This is a genomic window from Streptomyces sp. NPDC002809 (assembly GCF_040295435.1).
GTDB lineage: Bacteria > Actinomycetota > Actinomycetes > Streptomycetales > Streptomycetaceae > Streptomyces.
The window spans coordinates 61,363-79,723 of the sequence record NZ_JBEOVJ010000028.1 but is presented as its reverse complement, the minus strand read 5'-3'; the positions used below and the strand labels follow the sequence as shown (position 1 = coordinate 79,723).

18 protein-coding genes are annotated in these 18,361 nt (G+C 68.4%); all 18 read right to left on the bottom strand.

Annotated features, from left to right (window positions below):
- Positions 1–3: 3 nt before the first annotated feature.
- A complete protein-coding gene (locus ABT025_RS18935; RefSeq protein ID WP_350995393.1) occupies positions 4–912 on the bottom strand; it encodes a phage tail family protein in 909 nt (302 codons plus the stop codon).
- Positions 893–6,304 (bottom strand): phage tail tape measure protein, encoded by a 5,412-nt coding sequence (locus tag ABT025_RS18930; protein WP_350995391.1) that lies wholly within the window; start codon positions 6,302–6,304, stop codon positions 893–895. The genes ABT025_RS18935 and ABT025_RS18930 overlap by 20 nt, the downstream gene beginning before the upstream one ends.
- 27 nt (positions 6,305–6,331) lie before the next feature.
- Positions 6,332–6,592 carry a hypothetical protein gene (locus tag ABT025_RS18925; RefSeq protein WP_350995389.1) on the bottom strand — a complete coding sequence of 87 codons (261 nt, stop codon included), beginning with the start codon at positions 6,590–6,592 and terminating at the stop codon, positions 6,332–6,334.
- Between the two features lie 143 nt (positions 6,593–6,735).
- Positions 6,736–7,302, bottom strand: coding sequence for a hypothetical protein (locus ABT025_RS18920; protein ID WP_350995387.1), 567 nt, complete (start codon positions 7,300–7,302; stop codon positions 6,736–6,738).
- Between the two features lie 104 nt (positions 7,303–7,406).
- Positions 7,407–7,880, bottom strand: coding sequence for a phage tail tube protein (locus tag ABT025_RS18915; protein WP_350995386.1), 474 nt, complete (start codon positions 7,878–7,880; stop codon positions 7,407–7,409).
- A gap of 103 nt (positions 7,881–7,983) precedes the next feature.
- The gene (locus ABT025_RS18910; RefSeq protein WP_350995384.1) at positions 7,984–8,430 is read right to left on the bottom strand and encodes a hypothetical protein; all 447 of its coding nucleotides are present in this window, start codon (positions 8,428–8,430) and stop codon (positions 7,984–7,986) included.
- Entirely contained in the window at positions 8,427–8,840 is a 414-nt protein-coding gene (locus ABT025_RS18905) for a hypothetical protein (protein ID WP_350995382.1), read from the bottom strand. The genes ABT025_RS18910 and ABT025_RS18905 overlap by 4 nt, the downstream gene beginning before the upstream one ends.
- Positions 8,837–9,274 carry a DUF6093 family protein gene (locus tag ABT025_RS18900; RefSeq protein ID WP_350995380.1) on the bottom strand — a complete coding sequence of 146 codons (438 nt, stop codon included), beginning with the start codon at positions 9,272–9,274 and terminating at the stop codon, positions 8,837–8,839. Before ABT025_RS18900 ends, ABT025_RS18905 begins: the two co-directional genes overlap by 4 nt.
- Positions 9,274–9,654, bottom strand: a complete 381-nt coding sequence (locus ABT025_RS18895) for a hypothetical protein (RefSeq protein ID WP_350995378.1) — start codon at positions 9,652–9,654, stop codon at positions 9,274–9,276. The genes ABT025_RS18900 and ABT025_RS18895 overlap by 1 nt, the downstream gene beginning before the upstream one ends.
- A complete protein-coding gene (locus tag ABT025_RS18890; protein ID WP_350995376.1) occupies positions 9,651–10,505 on the bottom strand; it encodes a hypothetical protein in 855 nt (284 codons plus the stop codon). Before ABT025_RS18890 ends, ABT025_RS18895 begins: the two co-directional genes overlap by 4 nt.
- The gene (locus ABT025_RS18885; protein WP_350995374.1) at positions 10,502–10,837 is read right to left on the bottom strand and encodes a hypothetical protein; all 336 of its coding nucleotides are present in this window, start codon (positions 10,835–10,837) and stop codon (positions 10,502–10,504) included. The genes ABT025_RS18890 and ABT025_RS18885 overlap by 4 nt, the downstream gene beginning before the upstream one ends.
- Before the next feature lie 278 nt (positions 10,838–11,115).
- Positions 11,116–11,499: a hypothetical protein gene (locus tag ABT025_RS18880; RefSeq protein WP_350995373.1), complete on the bottom strand. Its 384-nt coding sequence runs from the start codon at positions 11,497–11,499 to the stop codon at positions 11,116–11,118.
- Positions 11,500–11,502: 3 nt separating this feature from the next.
- Positions 11,503–12,570 carry a major capsid protein gene (locus tag ABT025_RS18875; protein WP_350995372.1) on the bottom strand — a complete coding sequence of 356 codons (1,068 nt, stop codon included), beginning with the start codon at positions 12,568–12,570 and terminating at the stop codon, positions 11,503–11,505.
- Between the two features lie 15 nt (positions 12,571–12,585).
- Positions 12,586–13,329, bottom strand: coding sequence for a hypothetical protein (locus tag ABT025_RS18870; RefSeq protein WP_350995371.1), 744 nt, complete (start codon positions 13,327–13,329; stop codon positions 12,586–12,588).
- A gap of 98 nt (positions 13,330–13,427) precedes the next feature.
- Positions 13,428–14,171 carry a hypothetical protein gene (locus tag ABT025_RS18865; RefSeq protein WP_350995369.1) on the bottom strand — a complete coding sequence of 248 codons (744 nt, stop codon included), beginning with the start codon at positions 14,169–14,171 and terminating at the stop codon, positions 13,428–13,430.
- A gap of 65 nt (positions 14,172–14,236) precedes the next feature.
- Entirely contained in the window at positions 14,237–16,114 is a 1,878-nt protein-coding gene (locus ABT025_RS18860) for a hypothetical protein (RefSeq protein ID WP_350995367.1), read from the bottom strand.
- Between the two features lie 79 nt (positions 16,115–16,193).
- Positions 16,194–17,834, bottom strand: coding sequence for a terminase large subunit domain-containing protein (locus ABT025_RS18855; RefSeq protein WP_350995365.1), 1,641 nt, complete (start codon positions 17,832–17,834; stop codon positions 16,194–16,196).
- On the bottom strand, positions 17,815–18,321 hold the full coding sequence (locus ABT025_RS18850; RefSeq protein WP_350995363.1) for a hypothetical protein: 507 nt from the start codon (positions 18,319–18,321) through the stop codon (positions 17,815–17,817). Before ABT025_RS18850 ends, ABT025_RS18855 begins: the two co-directional genes overlap by 20 nt.
- Positions 18,322–18,361 lie beyond the last annotated feature (40 nt).

Below are 18,361 nucleotides of genomic sequence, written 5' to 3'. Positions count from 1 at the left end.
TCCTCAGAGGGCTGTGTAGGCGTCGCGCCAGGTCAGGCGCATGCGGGCGGTGTTGGTGGAGTCGAATCCGGTCCAGCGCATCTCCGACTGGCCTGGGGGCAGGGAGAACAGGTCGATTCGGGACGCTGGGGACAGGAGGGTGGAGGCGTTGCCGCCGTTCTCCCGGGTGACGGTGCGGTAGCCGGGCCGGGTATCGATCTCGATCCACTGGCTGGTGGACAGGTTCAGCGTCGGGAAGGACAGCTGTCGGCCGGACTCGACGTGGGTGATGGTGACCGTGGCGACGGGGCCGGTGATGCGGAGGACCGGCCACGCGTCCCCGGTGCCGGCGTTCGTGGCCCACCCGGGCCGGTCTGCGGCCGTCGTCCCGGACTGCACATAGATCGGGGCGACCACAGGGGCGGCGAACCCCCCACCGGTCAGCCACCCGAGCGGGATCTCGGTGGTGGTCTCCTCGTCCCCGTAGAACGTCGGGTCGGTGGCGTTGAACTCGAGGTCGAGTGGCACGTAGCCATGGATGACCTGCGCGTATTCGGGGTCGACCTTCCGCAGACGCCCGTCGAGGCGCTTCACGGGCCGGCCGGGGCGCTTCATGCGCAGCGGCATCGTGGCCCCGCCGGTCAGGCGCACCGCCGGGTCGTCTGCTGCAGCCTGGAGGGCTGCGACCATGTCGTGGCAGGCGGCCGGGTTGCCGGGGATACGGATCGCGGCGTCGAGCTGAACCTGCCGGGCCGCGTAGTAGTCGGGGCCGGCGAAGGACCCGTCCATCGACGGCTGGTCGGCGTCGTTGTCGCGGACCGGTGCCCGTCCCAGCCCGGTCGTCTCGCGGACCTGGACGTTGGTTCCGGCGCCCATGAGGACGCCGCCCAGTTCGTACTGCCAGTCCGACAGCTCAAGCGGTGGCACGGGCATTCACCCCTCCCCTGCGTGCGCGCCGGACAGACCGTCCGACCTGCGATCCGATGTCGGAGGCGGACGCCCCGGTGCGTACGGCAGTGACAGCCACGTGGGTATCGCCGCCGCCCTGAACGATGACGACGGGGCGGGTAGCGGACATGTCCGTGAGGCCGACCCCGAACCGGCCAGCAACGTCGTGGAGGACGTTCGTGGCCGCCCGGCGCTTGTTCGCCCCGAGAGGGATGTAGGCCTCCCCGCCCGTGGACGGTTCGGCAAACGTGACGGCGCCGGCAGTCGTGGAGTAGATGCCTTCCCGGATCCCGCCGTTCGCGTACGAGAGACCCTGCCCGGCCCGACGGAGGTCGTAGAGGAATTTCGAGGCCCGGTCACCGAGCGCCTGCTTGATCTGCGTGGTGCCCTTCGTCGCGGTCGTGATGACCTCGTCCTCGCCCAGGCCGGTGGCGGACGCGACGTCATGGAGGCCGGTCCTGGACGTTTTGACTGCGGCGATGATCTGGATGAGCTGGCCTAGTTCGTCGCCGGACAGCTGGGCGGCGGACCTCTTCGCGGCGGCGTCTGCCGACTTCGCCTTCGGCTTCGACTTGACCGCTTCCGCGGCGAGCTTCTGCGCGGCTTCGTCGCCCTGCCCGGCCAGCTGCGTAGCAAGGTCGCCGTACCCCATCCCTGCGAGCTTCGTCAGGTTCGCCTGGAACGCTGTGTCAGTCTTCGCGGACGCGGTGAGCTGCTTGGTGTAGTCGGCCAGGGAAGCTTTGGCGAGTGGGCCCAGCTTCTTGAGGTTCGCGACGATGGCGTCGAACTGCTTCTTGCTGGCCTTCGCGAGGGCGGACACCACGGAGGCACCCTCTTCGCCCAGGTCGCGCAGCTGGTCGATGACACCGGCCCCGCCACGGGATGCAATCTTCGACAGGTTCGCCTCGTACGACGTGTTCGCTGACACTGCCGACTTGAGGGTCTTCTGCCAGTCGGAGAGGCTGAACTTCTTCTTGTAGAGGGCCTCTGCCTTGGTGGCCGCCTCGGTAGCCGTGGCTACACCGCGGCGGGCCTTCGCGACCCGGTTCTCCGCTGCGACGGTCTGCGCGTGGGTGTGCTTCTTGCGGCGCAGCGCGACCAGCGCAGCCTCGGCAGACCGGAGAGTTCCGATGGCGTTCGCCCGGGCGCGGATCTTCTTGTTGTACGTGTCCTTGTCGATCGGCTGGTGCGAGTCGGAGTACGCGGACTGCACGGCGGACGTGTCGCGGCGCATCCCTGTCGGCGTGTAGGAGAACCCGCCGGTGTCGAAGGCGACGACGCCTCCGTTGGCGTGCCACTGCACGGACTTGGGGTCGCCTCCGAGGCGGCGGATCGTCTCCTCGGTGATGGCGCGGGACCTGCCGCGTTTCGACTGGGCGAGCGGGATGTACGCCTCGCCGCCGGTTTCATCCTCGGCCCATACCCGCCAGGCGCCGGCTGGGGCGATCTGCGCGGTGTGGTTCTCCCGGATTCCGCGCCGGTTCGTGCCGCCGTTGGCGTAGAAGTCGAGGACGCTGCCTCTGGCCTGGGGGGCTTGGACGTGGTCGGGGACCCCGTTGGCGTCCTTGTCGGCGCTGGAGGCCTTGTAGGAGAGGTACACGCCGACGGTCTTGCCGTGGATGTTGTCGATCGCGTTCTGGATGATGCGGGCGTTGTATGTGGCGTCACCGGTGGGGACGGTGATGGTGACGGTTTTGCCCTTGGTGTTCTTGATTTTGAACCCGAGGGACTCGAGGCTCTTCCTCGCCTCAGCGGTCGGCACCTTGACGGAGAGCGTCTTGCCCTTGGTGTTGCGGACCTTGTCCTGGATCGACTGGAGCTCAGCCTTGGCCTTGCCGGTGGGGACCGCGATGGTGAGCGTCTTGCCGTTGGTCTCGCCAAGCTTGTTGATGAGGAGGTCGAGGTCGGCGCGGGCCGCCTTCGTCGGGGCAGTGATTTTGTACTCGCGGGTTCCGGGAATCAGCTCGATCTTGTAGCCGATGTCCTCGAGTTCCTTCTTCGCCTCCGAGCCGAGAGCGTCGACCTTGATGGTCTTCTTCGTCGGGAACCGCTCGAACTCGGCCTGGACCCCAAGAAGCTCGGCCAGGGCGGTGTCGACTCCTTCGGTCTGAAGGAGGATGCTGACCCGGCCCGGGATCAGGCCCATGGCGTCGGCCATCTTGCCCGCCTCCACCGAACCGATGTCGTAGCTCTCAATCAGTTTGATTGCCGACGCGCGGGCGTTCTTCATCTCCTTGGTCGCTGCCGCAACCGACTGGGGAACGGTCTTCTCCTGCGACCGGGCGAAGTCGTACGCGGCCACCGACGCCGACGCAGAGCTGTCGGCGATGGTGTCGAGGGTCGAGAACAGGGCCTGCCCGTTCTTCGTGGTGGTGTCGACTGCCCCGTTCATCCCGACGAGGGCCTTGCCCCAGCCGTTCGCCTTGTCGACACCGTCGGCCAGGGCGTCGTTGGCGTTCGTGATGGCCTCGTTGACCCGGGCCTGGGCCGCCTGCAGCGACACGGACCCACCGGACAGCAGGTCGAGGGCGTCACGCAGGGCGCGGGTGCGGGAGTCGGCGTCAGCAGTCTTGTCTGCGAGGGCACTGACGGCGTTCTTCAGCCGGTCGTACGCGGTCGCGCCGTCACTCGTGCCTTTCGTCGCGGCGTTGAGCTCCTTGGCGTTCTTCGCGGCGGTCTTCGCGTCGCCGGACATGTCGTTGAGGGCCATGCTCGCGGCGGCGTAGGCGGCCGCCTGCTGCATGACGGCGTCGCGGCCCTCGTCACCGCGCCCCATGCCCTCCCAGGCAGCCGTCTTCTCCTTGGCGAGGTCCTTCATCTTGTCGGCGAGGCCGCTGATGCTGTCGCCCTGGCCGAGGTAGGAGTCGGTGAGGTCGGACAGGGTGTAGCCGACCTTGCCCATCACGGACACCAGGTCAGTGCTGGTGCCCTTCAGCTTCGTTGCCTGGATGGACTGGGCTGCCTGCTGGCGCACCGATTCGTCGATGACGCCGTTGGACTGCCGCAGGGCTGATGTCAGGCCGTCGATGGTCGCCTTGTGCTCGGCGGCCTCCGCCGCGGCCTTCTGCTGCGATGAGGCAAGCATCCCGAGGCCGACGGTCACCCCGGTCAGGACCAGCCCCCACGGGCCGCCCATGACACCCATGAGGCCACCCATCGCGGACCGCAGTCCGGTTCCTGCTGCGGCGGCGGCGCCGCGCAGTGCGCTTCCGAAGCCGGTGGCGCCGGCCGTTGCGCCACGGAAGGACGCACTCATCGCGCCGAGGACGGGGACCCGGGTCTGCAGGACAGCGAAGGCGGCACCGTAGCGGCCAAGGGTCACCCCGGCAGAAGCGGCCAGGGACCGCTGTACAGCCATCTGTGTATTCAGGGACCCGTAGGCGCGCGTGAGTCGATTGCCCACGGTAGTGGCGAGGCCTTGGGCAATCGGGCCGACGCGGCGCATCAGCAGCATTGCGAACACGGCGGCTTGAACGGGGGCGGGCAGGGCACCGAACATGTGGACCAGGCCGCCGACCATGTGGCCGATCGGGCCGAGCACCCCGGACACAGCGGACAGGGCGTCCATGGCCAGGTCAAGGGTGAACACGAGGGTATCCAAGGCTGTTGCGGCGCCACCACCTCCCGAAGCGACATCGCTCAGTGCGGACGTAACTGGTTCAACGCCCGCGACGAGGTTGTGGAAGATATCCGCACCTGTCTTGGCCACGTTGATCAAAAGGTGGAGGGCTGACGCGGCTGCGTCAGCCCCGAACTCCTTAAACGCCTTCCCCATGCCGGATGCTGCGTCGCCGATCCCGTCGAACTGCCGGCGCGCCGCAGCGGCAAGACCCGGTCCGAACAGGGTCGCGACGTCGTTGAAGTAGTTGAAGAACGCGGTGATCTTCGGGGTGGCCTTGGACAGGGCGTTAGTGACGCCGCGGGTCAGGAACTCCAGACCGGGGGCCATGCCGTCGTAGATGGCGAGGCCGGTCTGGCGGGACTGGGTTTTCAGCTGGAGCATGGCGCCAGCGAGGCCCTTGCCTTTCGCTGCGGCGATCTGTGCGGCGGCCCCGGTCGAAGACACCGCCTCCATGAGTGCATCGAAGGAGTCGACGCCCTGGTGTGCGAGCGCGATAGCGCCAGACATGGCCGGCTTGCCCATCGACTTCTTCACCGCGGCCGCGAAGTCCTGCTGCGTCATATGGTGCTGGGCCTTCGACAGGCCCTCGATGACGTAACGAAGGCCCTTGAAATTGCCCTGCGCGTCCCAGGCCTGAATGCCCATCGCCTCAAGGCCGTCGGTCATCTGCTTGGTCGGGGAGGCGAGGTTCGCCATCATGCCGCGCAGCGTGGTGCCGGCGGTCTGGCCGAGGATGCCGGCCTTGCCGAGCATGCCGACCGCGGACGCGGCTTCCTGCATGTTGACGCCCAACCCGTGGGCGACGGGCCCGGCGTACTTCATGGCGTAGTAGATGTCGGTGATGTCGCCAGACGCGGCGTTCGCTGTCGCGGCAAGGGTGTCGGCGGCAACCCCGGCCTGGTCGGCGCCCATACCGAACTGGTCCATCATGTCGCCGAGGTATTTCGCGGAGTCGGCGGCGTTGACCTGCGCTGCTGAGGCCAGAGTGAGGGAGGCCCTGGTCGAGGAGATCGCCTGGTCGGTTCGGAAACCGGCCTTCGCGAGCTCGACCATGGACTCAGCGGCCTCAGCAGCGGTCGCCCCGGGCAGGGACAGGTCGTTGCCGAGCTGACCGGCCGTCGCGGCGGCGCGCTGCATCTGCATCGCGGTCGCCCCGGTCACCGCCCCGAACGTGTTCATGCTCTGCTGGTACTCGTTGCCGTGCTTGATGAGCTCGCCGATGCCCATCACGAGGGCGCCGCCGGACAGGAGGGCGGCCGCGCCCATGAGCTGGGAGCGGAGCCGGCCGGTGTCGGACGCCATGCGTCGGAGGCTGCCGCCGTCGTTGATGCCGCGCATGTGGGTGGAGGCGCGGCGGGCGGCGTCGGCGAGGCGCAGCAGGTCGCGGACTGCGGTGTCGATCTGCTCGGACATGCGGGCGAGCTGCCGGCCGGTGGTGCGGGAGTTGTCGCCCAGGGTGTTGAGGTGCCGGTTCGCGGTGCGGGCGGCGTCTCCGTACCGGGTGAGCTGACGTGTGGCTCGTTGCGCGTCGTTGCCGAGGGTGTTGAGGCGTCGGGCGGTGGCGCGGGAGACGGTGCCGAGGGTGCGGATGTGCCGGGACGCGGTCTGGGACGCCTGGCCGAGTTCCCGGACCTCGGTCTTCGCGGTGCGGGCCGCGGTGCCGAGAGTGCGGGCGTGCTTGGCGGCACTCTTGAGGGACTGGGCCAGGTCGTTGCCGTGGCCGCGCAGGTCAACCGAGAGATTCCAGTTCGCCACCAGTTCCGCCCTCCCTCTCAGTGCTGCTCAGTCGTCGTCAGTGGTGCCGTGCCGCCGCCTGGTGGTGGCGAGTTCCTTCTGCGCCTCGATCGCGGCCGCGGTGGCCGCCGGGATCAGGGCGACTTTCACCCCGTGGTTGTCTGTGTCCTTGTCGCTGGCGAGCTCGGTCTGCTTGTCCGCGATGACCTGGCAGCCGACACATCGCTGGACGGTGACGGCGTAGGCGTCTTCTTCGCCGGGGTGGCCGTGGTCCCAGTCGTCGTACCTGGTTCCGCACTGCGGGCACACGGTCCGCTGGTAGTCCCGGAACGCGAGGGCTTTGGCCCGGTCGCGGGCCGTCCATGTCCCGTCACCAATGCCACGGAACAGGGAGTGGGGGATGCCCCACCGGTCACAGAGTTCGAGTTCGCCACGGAGACGTTCATCCCGGCTCAGCCTTTTCCCAGGTCCATGCGGGTCTCCTGCTGGACACCCCACGCCGTGTTGAACAGCTCGGCGGCCTCGGCCTCGGACCACGTGTCGAGGTACTCGCGGGCCGCCTCAACGGGCATGCCGTCCAGGGAGGAGCGGGAGATCAGCTCCGGGCCGAGCGTCTCGACGTTGTACTCCAGGTCGTCCTCGGCCTGCTGCTCCGTGGCCGGGTGTTCCTTCTTCAGCGCCTCGAACTCGAGTCGGGGCAGCGCCTGAAACCGGAGGACGATCGACGCCTCGTCGAACGTGGCCTGGGCCTGCTCGACGTCAGTCTTGGCAGCGGTGACGGCGTCCTTGACGGCCTGGTCGTCAGGCCGGTCCGCCGCTTCGCTCTCAACGCGGCGCAGTGCGTACCGGGCGACCTCGAGGTCCTTGCGGGCTTCGACGTCGTCACAGATGACAAGCTTCGCCGTGGGCCGGGTGCGTGCGCGGAGACGTTCCTGGGTGGCGGCCCAGTGCGCGTCAGCGGCAACGGCGGCAGCGGGCGGGGCGGCCTTGGGGGCTGTGGTCTTGGCGGTGGCGGTCATGCGGGTGGTCCTCCATCAGAGGGGAAGGGGACCCGGTCGGGCGCCGACGGGCGCCCCTTCCCGAACACGCGTCGGGCCCGACCGGGAGCAGTGGGGAGGTCGGGTCAGGGGCCGGTGGGGACCGTCGCGTTCTGAAGCGGGCGGTCCGTGATGCTGAACTTGACCATCAGCTTCGCCGACTCGTTGTCGAGGCTGACCTGCGCAGAGTTGGAGGCCACGCGGATCGGGAAGACGTCCATTCCCTTGCTGCCAGCCGCCTTGCCCTTTCGGCACCAGATGACGAACCCGGTGGTTCCCTTGGCGAGGTTCTCCTCAATGTCGTCGTCGACGTCGTCCTCGTAGAACGTCAGGGACGAGTCGGCGGCGGAGTCGTCGCCCGGGATCTTCGCGACGAACGTGGAGTTGAGATCCGGGGTCTCGATCTCCTGGTTCTCGATGCTCCAGCCGTCGGTAGCAGCGAGTGCCTTGCTGTAGTCGATGGCCGTTGCCAGCTCGGCAGCGGTCGGTGTGTATCCCGGGTCGACGATCGTCTCGACGAAGAGGACCTTCGTTACGCCCTTGCGGCTGAACCTGCTCATGGTGGTGGACCCCTTGTCCTCACATGTGGTGTGGGTTGCGGCCACCTGCGTGGTGGCGTCCGCGTGGGGTCCCGCCGCGGTGCGGTTGTACGGCCTGAACGGGTCAGGCGGGGGTCAGGTTGAACCTGAACCGGATCACATAACTGATGATTGCATCGCCGGGATCATTCGTTCCCCCCGGTTCGACGTCGACCTCCCGGCACATGACCTTGATCCCGGGGACGGTGAGGGGTGTCACCCACTGCCCGGTGCTGGCGTCGCGGGCCAGGATGCTGCGCTTCACCTTGTCCGCCAGCAGCTCCGCCTGTTCGACGGTGCCAGTCGATCCGGGCCGAGCCGGGTCGGGGCCGGACACGCACGTCACCTGGTAGACGAACGAGGCGTCCTCGTTCTCGTCGGCGAGGGGCGCCCCGCTGACAGCTCCGTCGAGGGAGTACAGCAGCAGGTACGGCGGTTTGCTGTCCGGCATCCGGCCACGCCCCACAGGAAAGCCGGTGGTCGAGGCCAGGAGTGCGGCCAGGGCGTTCGAGAAGGGGCGACGGTCGATCACGACAGCACCTCCGCGACAGCGTGCCGCATCTCCGTGCGCAGCTTCGCCCCGATGTAGTCGATGGCGGGCCCCACGTGCGGGAACGGCGGTTGGAAGTAGTGCCGCCCGAGGGAGTCGGTCATGTCGTAGAACCCGAACTCCAGGCGGCGGCCCTGGGGGGCGTTGGTGCCGATGGTGCACTGCGCCCCGTACGGAAGGCGGCGGTGGGCCACCTCCCACGACGAGCGATAGTTCGCCCCGTCGGGCCGGATGACGTTGGGCCCCGGACGTCCCGAGGCGTTCCCTCGGATGCGGGCCCGCCCAAGCTCCCCGGTGTGCTTGACCGCACGGTGGATGGCCGGCCCGACTTGGACGGCGGCCCGGTCGAGGCGGGTGGCGAGCTGTTCTGGGGTGAGGGTGGGCCCGGTCATGACGTCACCTGCTGGTTCTGGTCGAGCGGGGTGATGCGCACGGCTTCGATGGTTCCGGCGCGGCCGGGGTCGGTGCAGATCCACGACCGGCCGATCAGGGCCGTGTTCGCAACGTCGTGGACTGCGACGACGGACACGAGGGCGTCTTTCGGGGCGAGGGGTGCGCCCAGCGGGGTCAGCATCCGGTACCGGGACGTCGTCTCCTGCACCCACGGCAGGTTGCCGTTCGGGGTGGCACTGATCTCCGATTGGGCGGACGACCCTTGGACCGCGCCGGCGCCTTCGTAGAGCACGTCACCGTCGGGGTACTCAAGTTGCCCGGTGGTCTCGTTCAGGACGGGTTCACCGGTGGCGGGCAGGGTGATGCGGACCGTGTCGACGAGGATGTTCTCGGCGATCCAGTCGACGACGCTGGAGAGGTCCAGTCCGGTCATCAGCCCCTCCCCTGCGCCCAGTCGGCGAGCTGCCGGAGCATGGCGACGGCGAGTTCGTGGCGGCTGCCGTCGAGGTCGTCCCGCTCCAGTGCAGCCCGTTCCAGGGCTGCCGGGTCAATGTTCTGGAGGAATGCGGCGATAACCTGCCCGTCGTCCTGCTCGGGGGCCGCGACAGCAACGTGGGCGAGGCCTTCGAAGTCGAGGCCGCGGTGGGGTGTGGTGTGGAGCAGCAGGACTGGGGCTGCCCCGACTTCGTGTTGGAGGCTGTAGCCCTGGACGGAGCGGCTGATGTCGGTGCCGTCGATCGCGATACTGCCCGTGACGCCGTCGGCGGTGATGCGCACGTGGCGGGGCTCGTCGGCCATGCTCGGGGCGCTCATGCTGGGTCTCCGGATTCGATGTCGGTGCGGCCGTTCAGGTCGGGTCGGGGAATCCAGGACCTGATGCACCCGTGGTGGGCGAGGGGGTACGCGCCGGCTTCGTCGATGCTCCGGATGGTGCCGTCCGCGTGATCGGTATCCGGATGTGAGACGAATCCGCATTCGGGCCCGTCCACGCACTGCATCCACTGGGCGTCGAGCTCCCACCGGGCGGTGTTGACCGCCCCCATGTTCGCCGTGGCGACCCCTTGCCAGGACAAGGCGGCGTGCGCCCATGCGGCAACGGGGTGCCGGGACTGGTCTGCGTAGATGACGGTGGACAGCGGGTGGTCGTTCACGAGCTGCTTACTGTCGATGCCTTCGTGGTTGCGGCCGAGGACGACGTCCCGGGTGGCGTCCTGTGCGGCACGGGAGAAGGCCTGGGCGCGGCGGACGGCTTCCTGGATGCGTCGCATCAGGTCGCCCCAGAACGTGGCGGTGAGCGGGGTGATGGCGGCCTGGTGGTCGACGGACCACTGGAACAGGGTGATGGCCTCGTTCGCGCGGCGGAGGGCTTGGAGGGCGCCGTTTCGGTACACGGCCGGCAGGTCGGTTGCTGCCCACCGTTCGGCGAAGGCGCGGGCATCCCGATCGAACGCAGCAACCTGTCGGTTGAACTCGTTGATCGCGGTCCGGGCCCGGGTGGTGGCACCAGCGCCAGGGCGGATGCGTTCCAGGGTGCGCAGCAGCACGTCCTGGGCGGTGGCGAGGCGGGACCAGTCGCGGGTGAGGCGCTGCGCGGACAGGGCGATCAGGGCGAGGAGTTCGGTCTGGGACTCGCGGTCCTGCCGGACAGGTGCGGGGGTACTCATCGGCGGGGCCGTTCGACGAGGTACACCAGCCCGAACCCGTCTCCGGTATCGCCGTCCTGGTCTGCGGGGTCGTCGGGTGCTGGCGGCTCCCCGGACACAAGCAGGGCGATCTGGCGTTCGTACGCCTTGATGTTCTCCGTGTATGAGACGGAGACGACGCTGCTGACGTTGACAGTGGACGGCTGCGCCCGGAGAGCAGCGAGTCGTTCGCGGACGACTTCCAGGGCGGTTGCCCGGGCGGTCCCGAGACGCGTGTAGCGCGCGGTGAGGTCGACCAGGTCCGTCTTGGGGCCGAGCTGTGAGATCAGCCAGGCTTGTACGGCTGCGTCCACCAGGTCCTCCGGTAAGTGTCGGGCGGGCTAGTTCCGAATGACGGCGAGAGCCTGCGTGTAGCGGTGCACGATCTCTACCTCGCCGCCCTGGCAGCCATAGCAGGTCAGGGGGGTGGTGATGTGCTTGCTCTTCTCGTGGCCGCAGATACAGAGGTCCTGCGACTGATTACTGGGGGCCTGCGGGTTGCTCGACATGTTGTCTCCGGAGATGGCTGGGAAGGGTGTGCAGGTGCGGGCCCGGCCTGGCGCCCCACCAGGGGGTCGGGCCCGCACACCGCTTACTGGCCGCCGGTGCCCTCAGCGGCGGCCGTCCGGCCCCGGGCCGGCCTCTTGGCCGCCGTCTTACGGGCGGCCGGCTTGGTGTCGTCGGAGTCATCGCCCGTGGGCGTCTCGTCTTCGGACTGGGTGTCAGCGGTGCCTGCCTGGTCGTCGCCAGAGGCGTCGTTCTGGCCAGTTGCGCCTTCGTCGTTCCCCTTGCCGTCGTCCTCGCTGTTGCCTGCGAGGTGCTTCTTCACGGCGGCGGGAAGTTTGCCGCCCTCCCAGCAGGCGGGGTTCTTCACCAGGACCGCGTACTGCGGTGCCGGTGTCTCTCCCGCACGCAGGAGGATGTCCTGGTGCTTGTCCGGGTCCCGTACGAACACGCTTCGCGCCAGCTTGGCCATGGGTCAGTCCTCCGACAGCACCGTGGCGCTGATGTGGAAGTTGTTGACGTACAGGACCGGCATGGCTACCGCGTTGGCCGTGGTGGAGAACTGGACGGGGTTCTCCTTCTTCTCGTACGAGACGTACATGCCCGGCTCGCGGGAAGCCTCGAGGCCCGGGTTCTCGCCGGGGTCGAGGTTGTCCTGCTCGGCGGTAACGCCGTACTGGGTCTGCGCCCACTGATCCGGGTTCGGGGGGACCATCGCCCACAGCGACTCCGGGGTCGTACGGACGTACTCGTCGTCGGACCAGACCTGCTCGTCGTAGATCTCGATCGGCGGCAGGTTCCACTTGGCGCGGACCGCGTTGACGTCCGGCGGCGACAGGGTTGTCGACGGGGTCGTCTCCGGGCTGGAGGAGTTCCAGAATGCGGTGCGGTACTCCAGGTTGGAGGCCAGCACGGACGCCGCACGCTCGGAGGTGATAACCCGGGCAGGCTTGGGGGCGCCAACGCTCTTGAGGTAGCGGATCCACGCCTGCTCGTCGGTGAGCGGCTTGGCGCCTGCCTGGTCCCACGGGGTTGCCGCGACGGGCTTGTTCTCGTCGGGGACGTTCCAGTCGACGTCGAGCCAGTCGCCGTTGCCGCCGATTCCGGGGAGCTTGACGACGCCGGTGGAGAGGAGCTGACCGGCCGCGATCTCCATGGCGATCTTGATGGAGGTGAAGTGGCGCTCGAGGTCGTCGTAGAGCTGGTCGATGAACTCCTGGTCGTCCGCTCCGCGGCGGGCGTTGAACAGGATGAGGGAGAGTTCGCCCATTTCCAGGGTCTGGCCGACCGGGGGCAGCATTCCCTCGTTGACGACCCTCTCCGCCTGGCGCTTCGCGAGGGCGTGCGGGGTGTCGAAGGCCCGGAACTTCGCGGCGTTGATGCGCCGCTTGTTCGACTCGATGCGGAACTTCGGCCCGTAGATCTTGCGCTCGGGGATGACGCTCTGGGTGAGCGCGTAGGAGTTCGGGATCGGCAGGCCGTTGATGTACGCGTTGATGTCTTCCGGCGTGACGTTCCGCAGGAGACGGTCGAGGGTGCTCATGTCTGGTCTCCTTGCTTACCGGTAGTGGATGTTGACGCCGGGGGCGACGCTGGCAACGTCGGTCGGGTCGAAGGGGATGGGGAGCTTGTCGGCGAAGACCTCGCCGTGCCACAGGAGCGCCCCGGATGTCTTGGTGGATCCGGGTGCGAACAGCGACTCGGTGGCGAGGAGGCCGGCGAAGATCTGGGTGCCGTCGGTTGCGGTGGCTGCACCGCCGGCGGTGGAGGTGCCGATGGTGACGCCGGGGGTGGATCCGCCGGTGAGGCTGGCGGTAGCGGTCATGGCGGCGACGTCGTCGCCCATGAACTGGCCGCTGAACGTGACCGCCATGGCCGTACCCGGGTGCGGGCCGCCGGTGACGGTGACCTCGCCAGCCTCGATGTTCGACAGGTTCTCGAGTGCAGTCTTCACCTGGGCTGCGGTTGCGTTGTACGGGATGGCGGCGGTGGTCTGGCCGGAGAACGTCAGGGTATAGGTGCCCCCGGTGGGGGTGCCGGTGACGGTGACGGTCTGGACCTCGGACGTCGGCCCCGCGTAGGGGGCGTAAAGGCCCGTCGCGGTGACCTTTCCGAGCGGGAGGCCCGACTTGACGACGTTGCGGGGCTGGAAGGCGGTACCAGCCTCGTAGTGGACGCTTGCGACGAACTTCGTCAGGTCCAGGGCGATGGTATTGGCGTCGTGGACGCCGACGAGGGAGGCGAGCCACGGCCGGTCGGCGGTGGCTTCCTCGCTCGTGCGCATGGGCTGGAAGTCGTTCACTGCCCTCTCCTCAGGGTGGTGTGCGTGTGTCAGGCGGCACCGGGTTGTTGGCGCGTCCACGAGGAGAGGGGCGTGGTCCCGAGTCTGCGGTGGTGCGGTCAGGCGGCGTCGGCGGGGAGCTTCCCGCGGCGCTTGAGCATGGCCAGGCCCCGTTCGCCGGGCTTGGGCTGGTTGGCGCCGGGGCGGGGTACGCCTGCGGCGGGCAGTCCGGTGGGGGCCGGGGGGACGGCTGCGGGGTCGGGCTGGCGGGTGGCGCCGAAGAGTTCCGGGCGGCGCTTCCTCAGCGCGTCGGCCGCTTCCTGGAGGTCTGTGTCGTCGGCGTCGTCCGGAACGCGCAGGAGTGCGGCTGCGTCGTCAAGGTCGTCTCCGGTGGCTCCGAGGCCGACGAGGACGGCTCGCCGGTTCGCGGTGCGCTCGCGGGCTTCGGCTGCCTTCTCGCGAGCTTCGGCCTTCGCCTCACGGTCGGCGAGTTCGCGTTCCTTCTTCTGCTGCTCGCTCAGCTGGGCTTCCTTGGCCTTGCGGCCTTCCTCGATGAACGCCTTGGCGTCTTCGACGTTCGTGAAGCCGAGTTCGGTAGCGAACTTCTCGAGCGCGGCCCTGGCGCCGGCGCGCTCGCCCTGGGCCTTCTCCTTCGCGGCCAGGGCGGTGAGTTCGTCCTGGGTGAAGGTGCGGGGGGCTGTGGGCGGGCCTGGCTTCGGGGAGTCCTGCGGGCTGGGGGCGCCACCGGTCGGCGGGTCTCCGCCGTCGTTGTAGAAGACCCCGAGACCGGTCACACCGGCGTAGGGGTGTGCCCACGCCGAGTGGATGGCGGGGATGTTGTGGTGCTGCGTGGGGCGACGCATAAGCGCAAGTCCTCCCAGACTCTTACCAGGCCCCGCGCCTTGATCCAAGGAAAGCATGGGTTGCGTCATTCGTTCCCCCTGCTCCCCTGGGCTGGCTGTTCGGGCTGTTCAGCGGGGTTGGTCGTGGGCGGCAGTACAGGGGCGGGAGGAGGTGGGTCGGGGTTGATGTCGATGCCGAGGAAGTCGCCGACAGCATCGGTGGAGCCGGTGGCGTCGGCGAGGGCGCGGGCCTGCTCGAACTGGCGGGACTGAATCCGTTCGATCTCTTCGCTGACGTCATTGATCGGGAATCCGGCTTCGTCCAGGAGTCGGATGCCGGTCTCCAGGGACATCACGCCGTCCTTGACCGCGTTGCGGACCTGTTCAAGGACGGCAGCCTTGTCAGTGGGCTTGTAGGTGCCCCACACGAGGCGGGTGTCAACGACGGGGCCGGACCAGTCGGGGTGTTGTCCGGCCTTGAACAGGCGCTGGACCATCTTGAACAGCAGGCTGTACTTGTCGTCGCGTGGCAGGTGCATGGAGTCGAGCATCGGGTCCATGGGCCCGTACGAGAGGTCGATGGCGAACCCGGACGGGGCTTTCGTCGGGTCGATGGCGCCCAGGGCGACGGCGGGCATCCGGGCGTTGAGGGACAGTCGGTCCTGGAGTTCGGCGGTTTTGTTGCGGAGCTCGGCGAGCTGCGGGGACGTGTCGACGGTGATGAGGTTGCCGCCCTGCGACAGTTCCACGCACATGCCGGGCTGGACCCGGATCTTCTTCGTCTCGCCGCGGCGGCCGCCCTTCGCGTCGGGGTTCACGATGCCGAGGATCGGCGCCCCGGTGGTAGCGGAGGCCCGGGAGGAGTCCGTGTCGGTTCCCTGCAGCTCGTCGAACAGCTGGAGGAGGACGGCCAGGGACGACTCGCCCCAGTGCCCGTCCTCGGGGATTGAGTTCGGGACGTGGACGGCAGGGATGAAGTCCAGCTGGAGGTCGAGGTGGTCGAGGACTTCGCCGTCGTCGCGGGTGAGGAATGTGGCGTAGCGGTAGTCGAGGGTGTGGACGTCCTGGTCGGCCTTGATGTCGTCGAGGTCCCACTCGGCGTCGGTGAGGTAGCAGGTGATGGTCGACGGGGTGTCATTCCACGGGTAGAGGCGGCTGATCGTGCCGGCCTCCGGGTTGTAAACGTCGCCGCCCGTCATCAATGGGGTTGCCCCGTCGGTGTCGTATGCGGGGACGCGCACGGGGCGGGGGCCGTCGGAGTCCGGGATGGTACGGGTACCGATCGGGCCGAGCTCGAACGTGAGGCGGCGCAGCTTGGCCTTGGAGCCGGACACGGTGGGGTCGGAGTCGACTTCCCACGCGAAGTGGATCCGGTCGGGGTAGTCCGCACTGTCGCCGGCGTTGTCGGGGAGGTCGGGGAAGTAGAACCCGGCGTCGATGACGGAGAGGCGGGGCCGGCCCTTGGCGGCGTCCAGGCCCAGGAGGTACACGGTGTCGCCTTCGCGGACCGCTTTGCGTTCGGCTTGCTGGAGGCGCAGTGAGAACTGTTCGGCCTTGGCCCAGGCGCGGAGTCGTTCCTGGACTGCAGCGGCGTGCACGGCTTCCGGAGGTGGGGTGGTGTCGTCGGACGTTTCGGCGTTCTCGGCCCCGGTGACGGTGATGGTCTGTTCGCGGCCCAGCATGTGGGAGGTGATCGCGGCAACGAGCATGGCCGGGTCGCCGAACTCTCGCCGGGCGGAGGCGTCGGTGTGGTCCTGGATTGACGCGACTTCCCACGCCTGGTTGTGCGCGTACGCGGCGAACAGAGTGTACGAGGCGAGGCGCCGGTGGTCTTCCTTCGGGACCCAAGTGCGCATGGCGTGAGGGAAGACCTCACGGTTGGGCTGCTTGTACGCCGGGTCGGCGAACGCGCGCTTGTAGTTCAGCGCGCTCCATCGGTCGACGATGAATCGGGCAAGGCCCACCAGGCGCCCCTTCTGGACGTGATCAGGCCCCGCGCCTTGTGATCAGGGTAGGGCGCGGGGCCCAGGTTGCTGCCCCCGGTCAGCGTCGGCCGGGCGGATCGTCGCGGTCGTATGTGTCCATGATGGTCTCGAATCCTTCGGGTTCGGCGAGTTCGGTGAGGCCGTGAACACCGGAGTCCATGCGGTCCGGGGAGTCCATGCCGGGCATCCACGTGACCATCTGGCCTTCGATCTTTGTGAACTGTCCGACGTGGTGGACGCGGCCCTGTGCGTAGAGCTGGGCGATGGGTTCGGCGCGGAGCCGTTTCCCCTTCTTCGCGTTCACGGGGATGATTTTCGGCATCAGCATGCCCTTGGTGAGGCCCTTGCGTTCCAGGTCCCGCCATGCCTGGATGAGGATCTGCTCGGACATGTCGCCGCCGTAGTTCGACTCGACGACGAACGCGTCGGCCCGCCAGTCGATCGCAAGGAGGCACGCCACGGTTCCCCACTCGTCCGCGCCCAGGGAGTCCGACTTGTCGTCGAGGAGGTAGTACTCCTCCCGCTCCTCCGGGTAGGAGTGGTGGGCTCCTGGCGTCTCGACCATTGCGGCTGCTGTGGCGGTGATGCCGACCTCGTCGTTCACGGACGAGTCTCCGCCGGCGGGGTCGACGGCGACGACGATGCGGTTCAGGTCGATGCTGCGCAGGACCGCGGTACTGATGCGGTAGTCGTCGATCCACTCCTGCTTCCAGACGCCGCCGGACATGGGGCGGGGTTTTTGCTGGAACAGGGACCACCACACGCGCTCCCCGACGCTGCGCCGGATCTTCGCGAGGGCTTTGCGGCCGTAGCGGCGGGGCCAGAGGGGGGCGCCGATGGGACGTTCGAGGGGGTCGTCTTGGCTGTCGGCGAGTGCGGGCAGGTCGAGGATGGTCCAGTCGTCGGCGTCTTCCCCGGCGAGGATGCGGCCGGCGAGGTCGTCCTCGTGCCAGCGGGTCTGGATGACGATCACTGAGCCGCCGGGCTCGATGCGGGTGAGGAGGACGGACGTCCACCATTCCCACAGGCGTTTGCGCATGGTGGGTGACTGGGCGTCGGCATCGTCCTTGATCGGGTCATCGACGACTGCCAGGTGGGCGCCTTTGCCGGTCAGGCCTCCGCCGACGCCTGCGGTGACGAGGCCGCCGTCGAGGCGGTTGCCGTCCTTGTCGGCGAGGTCGAAGCGGTTCGCGGCCTTACTACCGGCGTGGAGGTAGAGGCCGACCTGGTCGCCGTAGCCGTTGATGGCGTCGCGGATCCACCGGCCGTGGTCGTCGGCGAGGTCGGCACTGTAGGAGGCGATCATCACCCGGTGGTCGGGGTGCCGGGACAGGTACCAGAGGGGCGCCCAGCGTGCGGCTCGTCTCGATTTCCCATGGCGCGGAGGCATGGTGATGAGGACCTTGCGCGGGATACCGCGGGCGATGTCCCGGAAGACGCGGTCGATCAGGTCGAGGTGCTTGGCCTGCATCTCCTTGCCGTCGGTGAGGATCGCGGACATAGACCCTGGGCTGCGCTTGAGGGCCATGTCGCGTTCGACGCCGGCGAGGACGGTCCGTACTTCGGGGGTGGCACGGATGGCGATGCTGCGCCGCTGGGCGCGGTTAAGTTGCCAGTAAGCGGCGACGAACTCAAGCAGTTCGGTGGCTTCATCGGCGACGCCGATGTTCTCGTCGAGTTCAGGAGTCGTCGCCGTCATCCCCGGTGTCCTCGCTTTCGGCGTCGTCCAGGTCCTCTTCGGGGTCGGGATCGCCGGCGGTTCGGATCAGGTCGCGGAGCTGGGCAAGACCGACGGGGCCAACTTGCATGGCTCCCCCGCCCGGGCCGGACAGTTCGGCCTTGAGGGCGTGCTCCCAGCCGTTCAGCTTGGCCTGGCGCTCGAGGAGCTTGAGGCACAGCTCGCTGGCCTTGATGTCGCCGCCCAGGGCTGGGGGCATGTGCGTTTCGAGGAGGCTGTCGATGATCTCGTTCTGTTCCTCACGGAACGCGGTGACCTCGATGTCGAGGTCCTTCCGGCGCGCCTCCAGGGCACGGTAGAAGTCCTTGCTGGCTGCATTGGGTGAGCTGTAGCCGAGGGCGAGGACCTCTGGGGAGTCGAACGGCACCTTGGGGCGTTGGCGTCGCAGCCGGACCAGTTCGGTGCGGCGCTGGTCGATGATGGCCTGGTCGGCTTTGGATGCTGGCATGGCGGTGGGGGCTCCCGCTGTGTTGTTGTGTCAGGCCCCG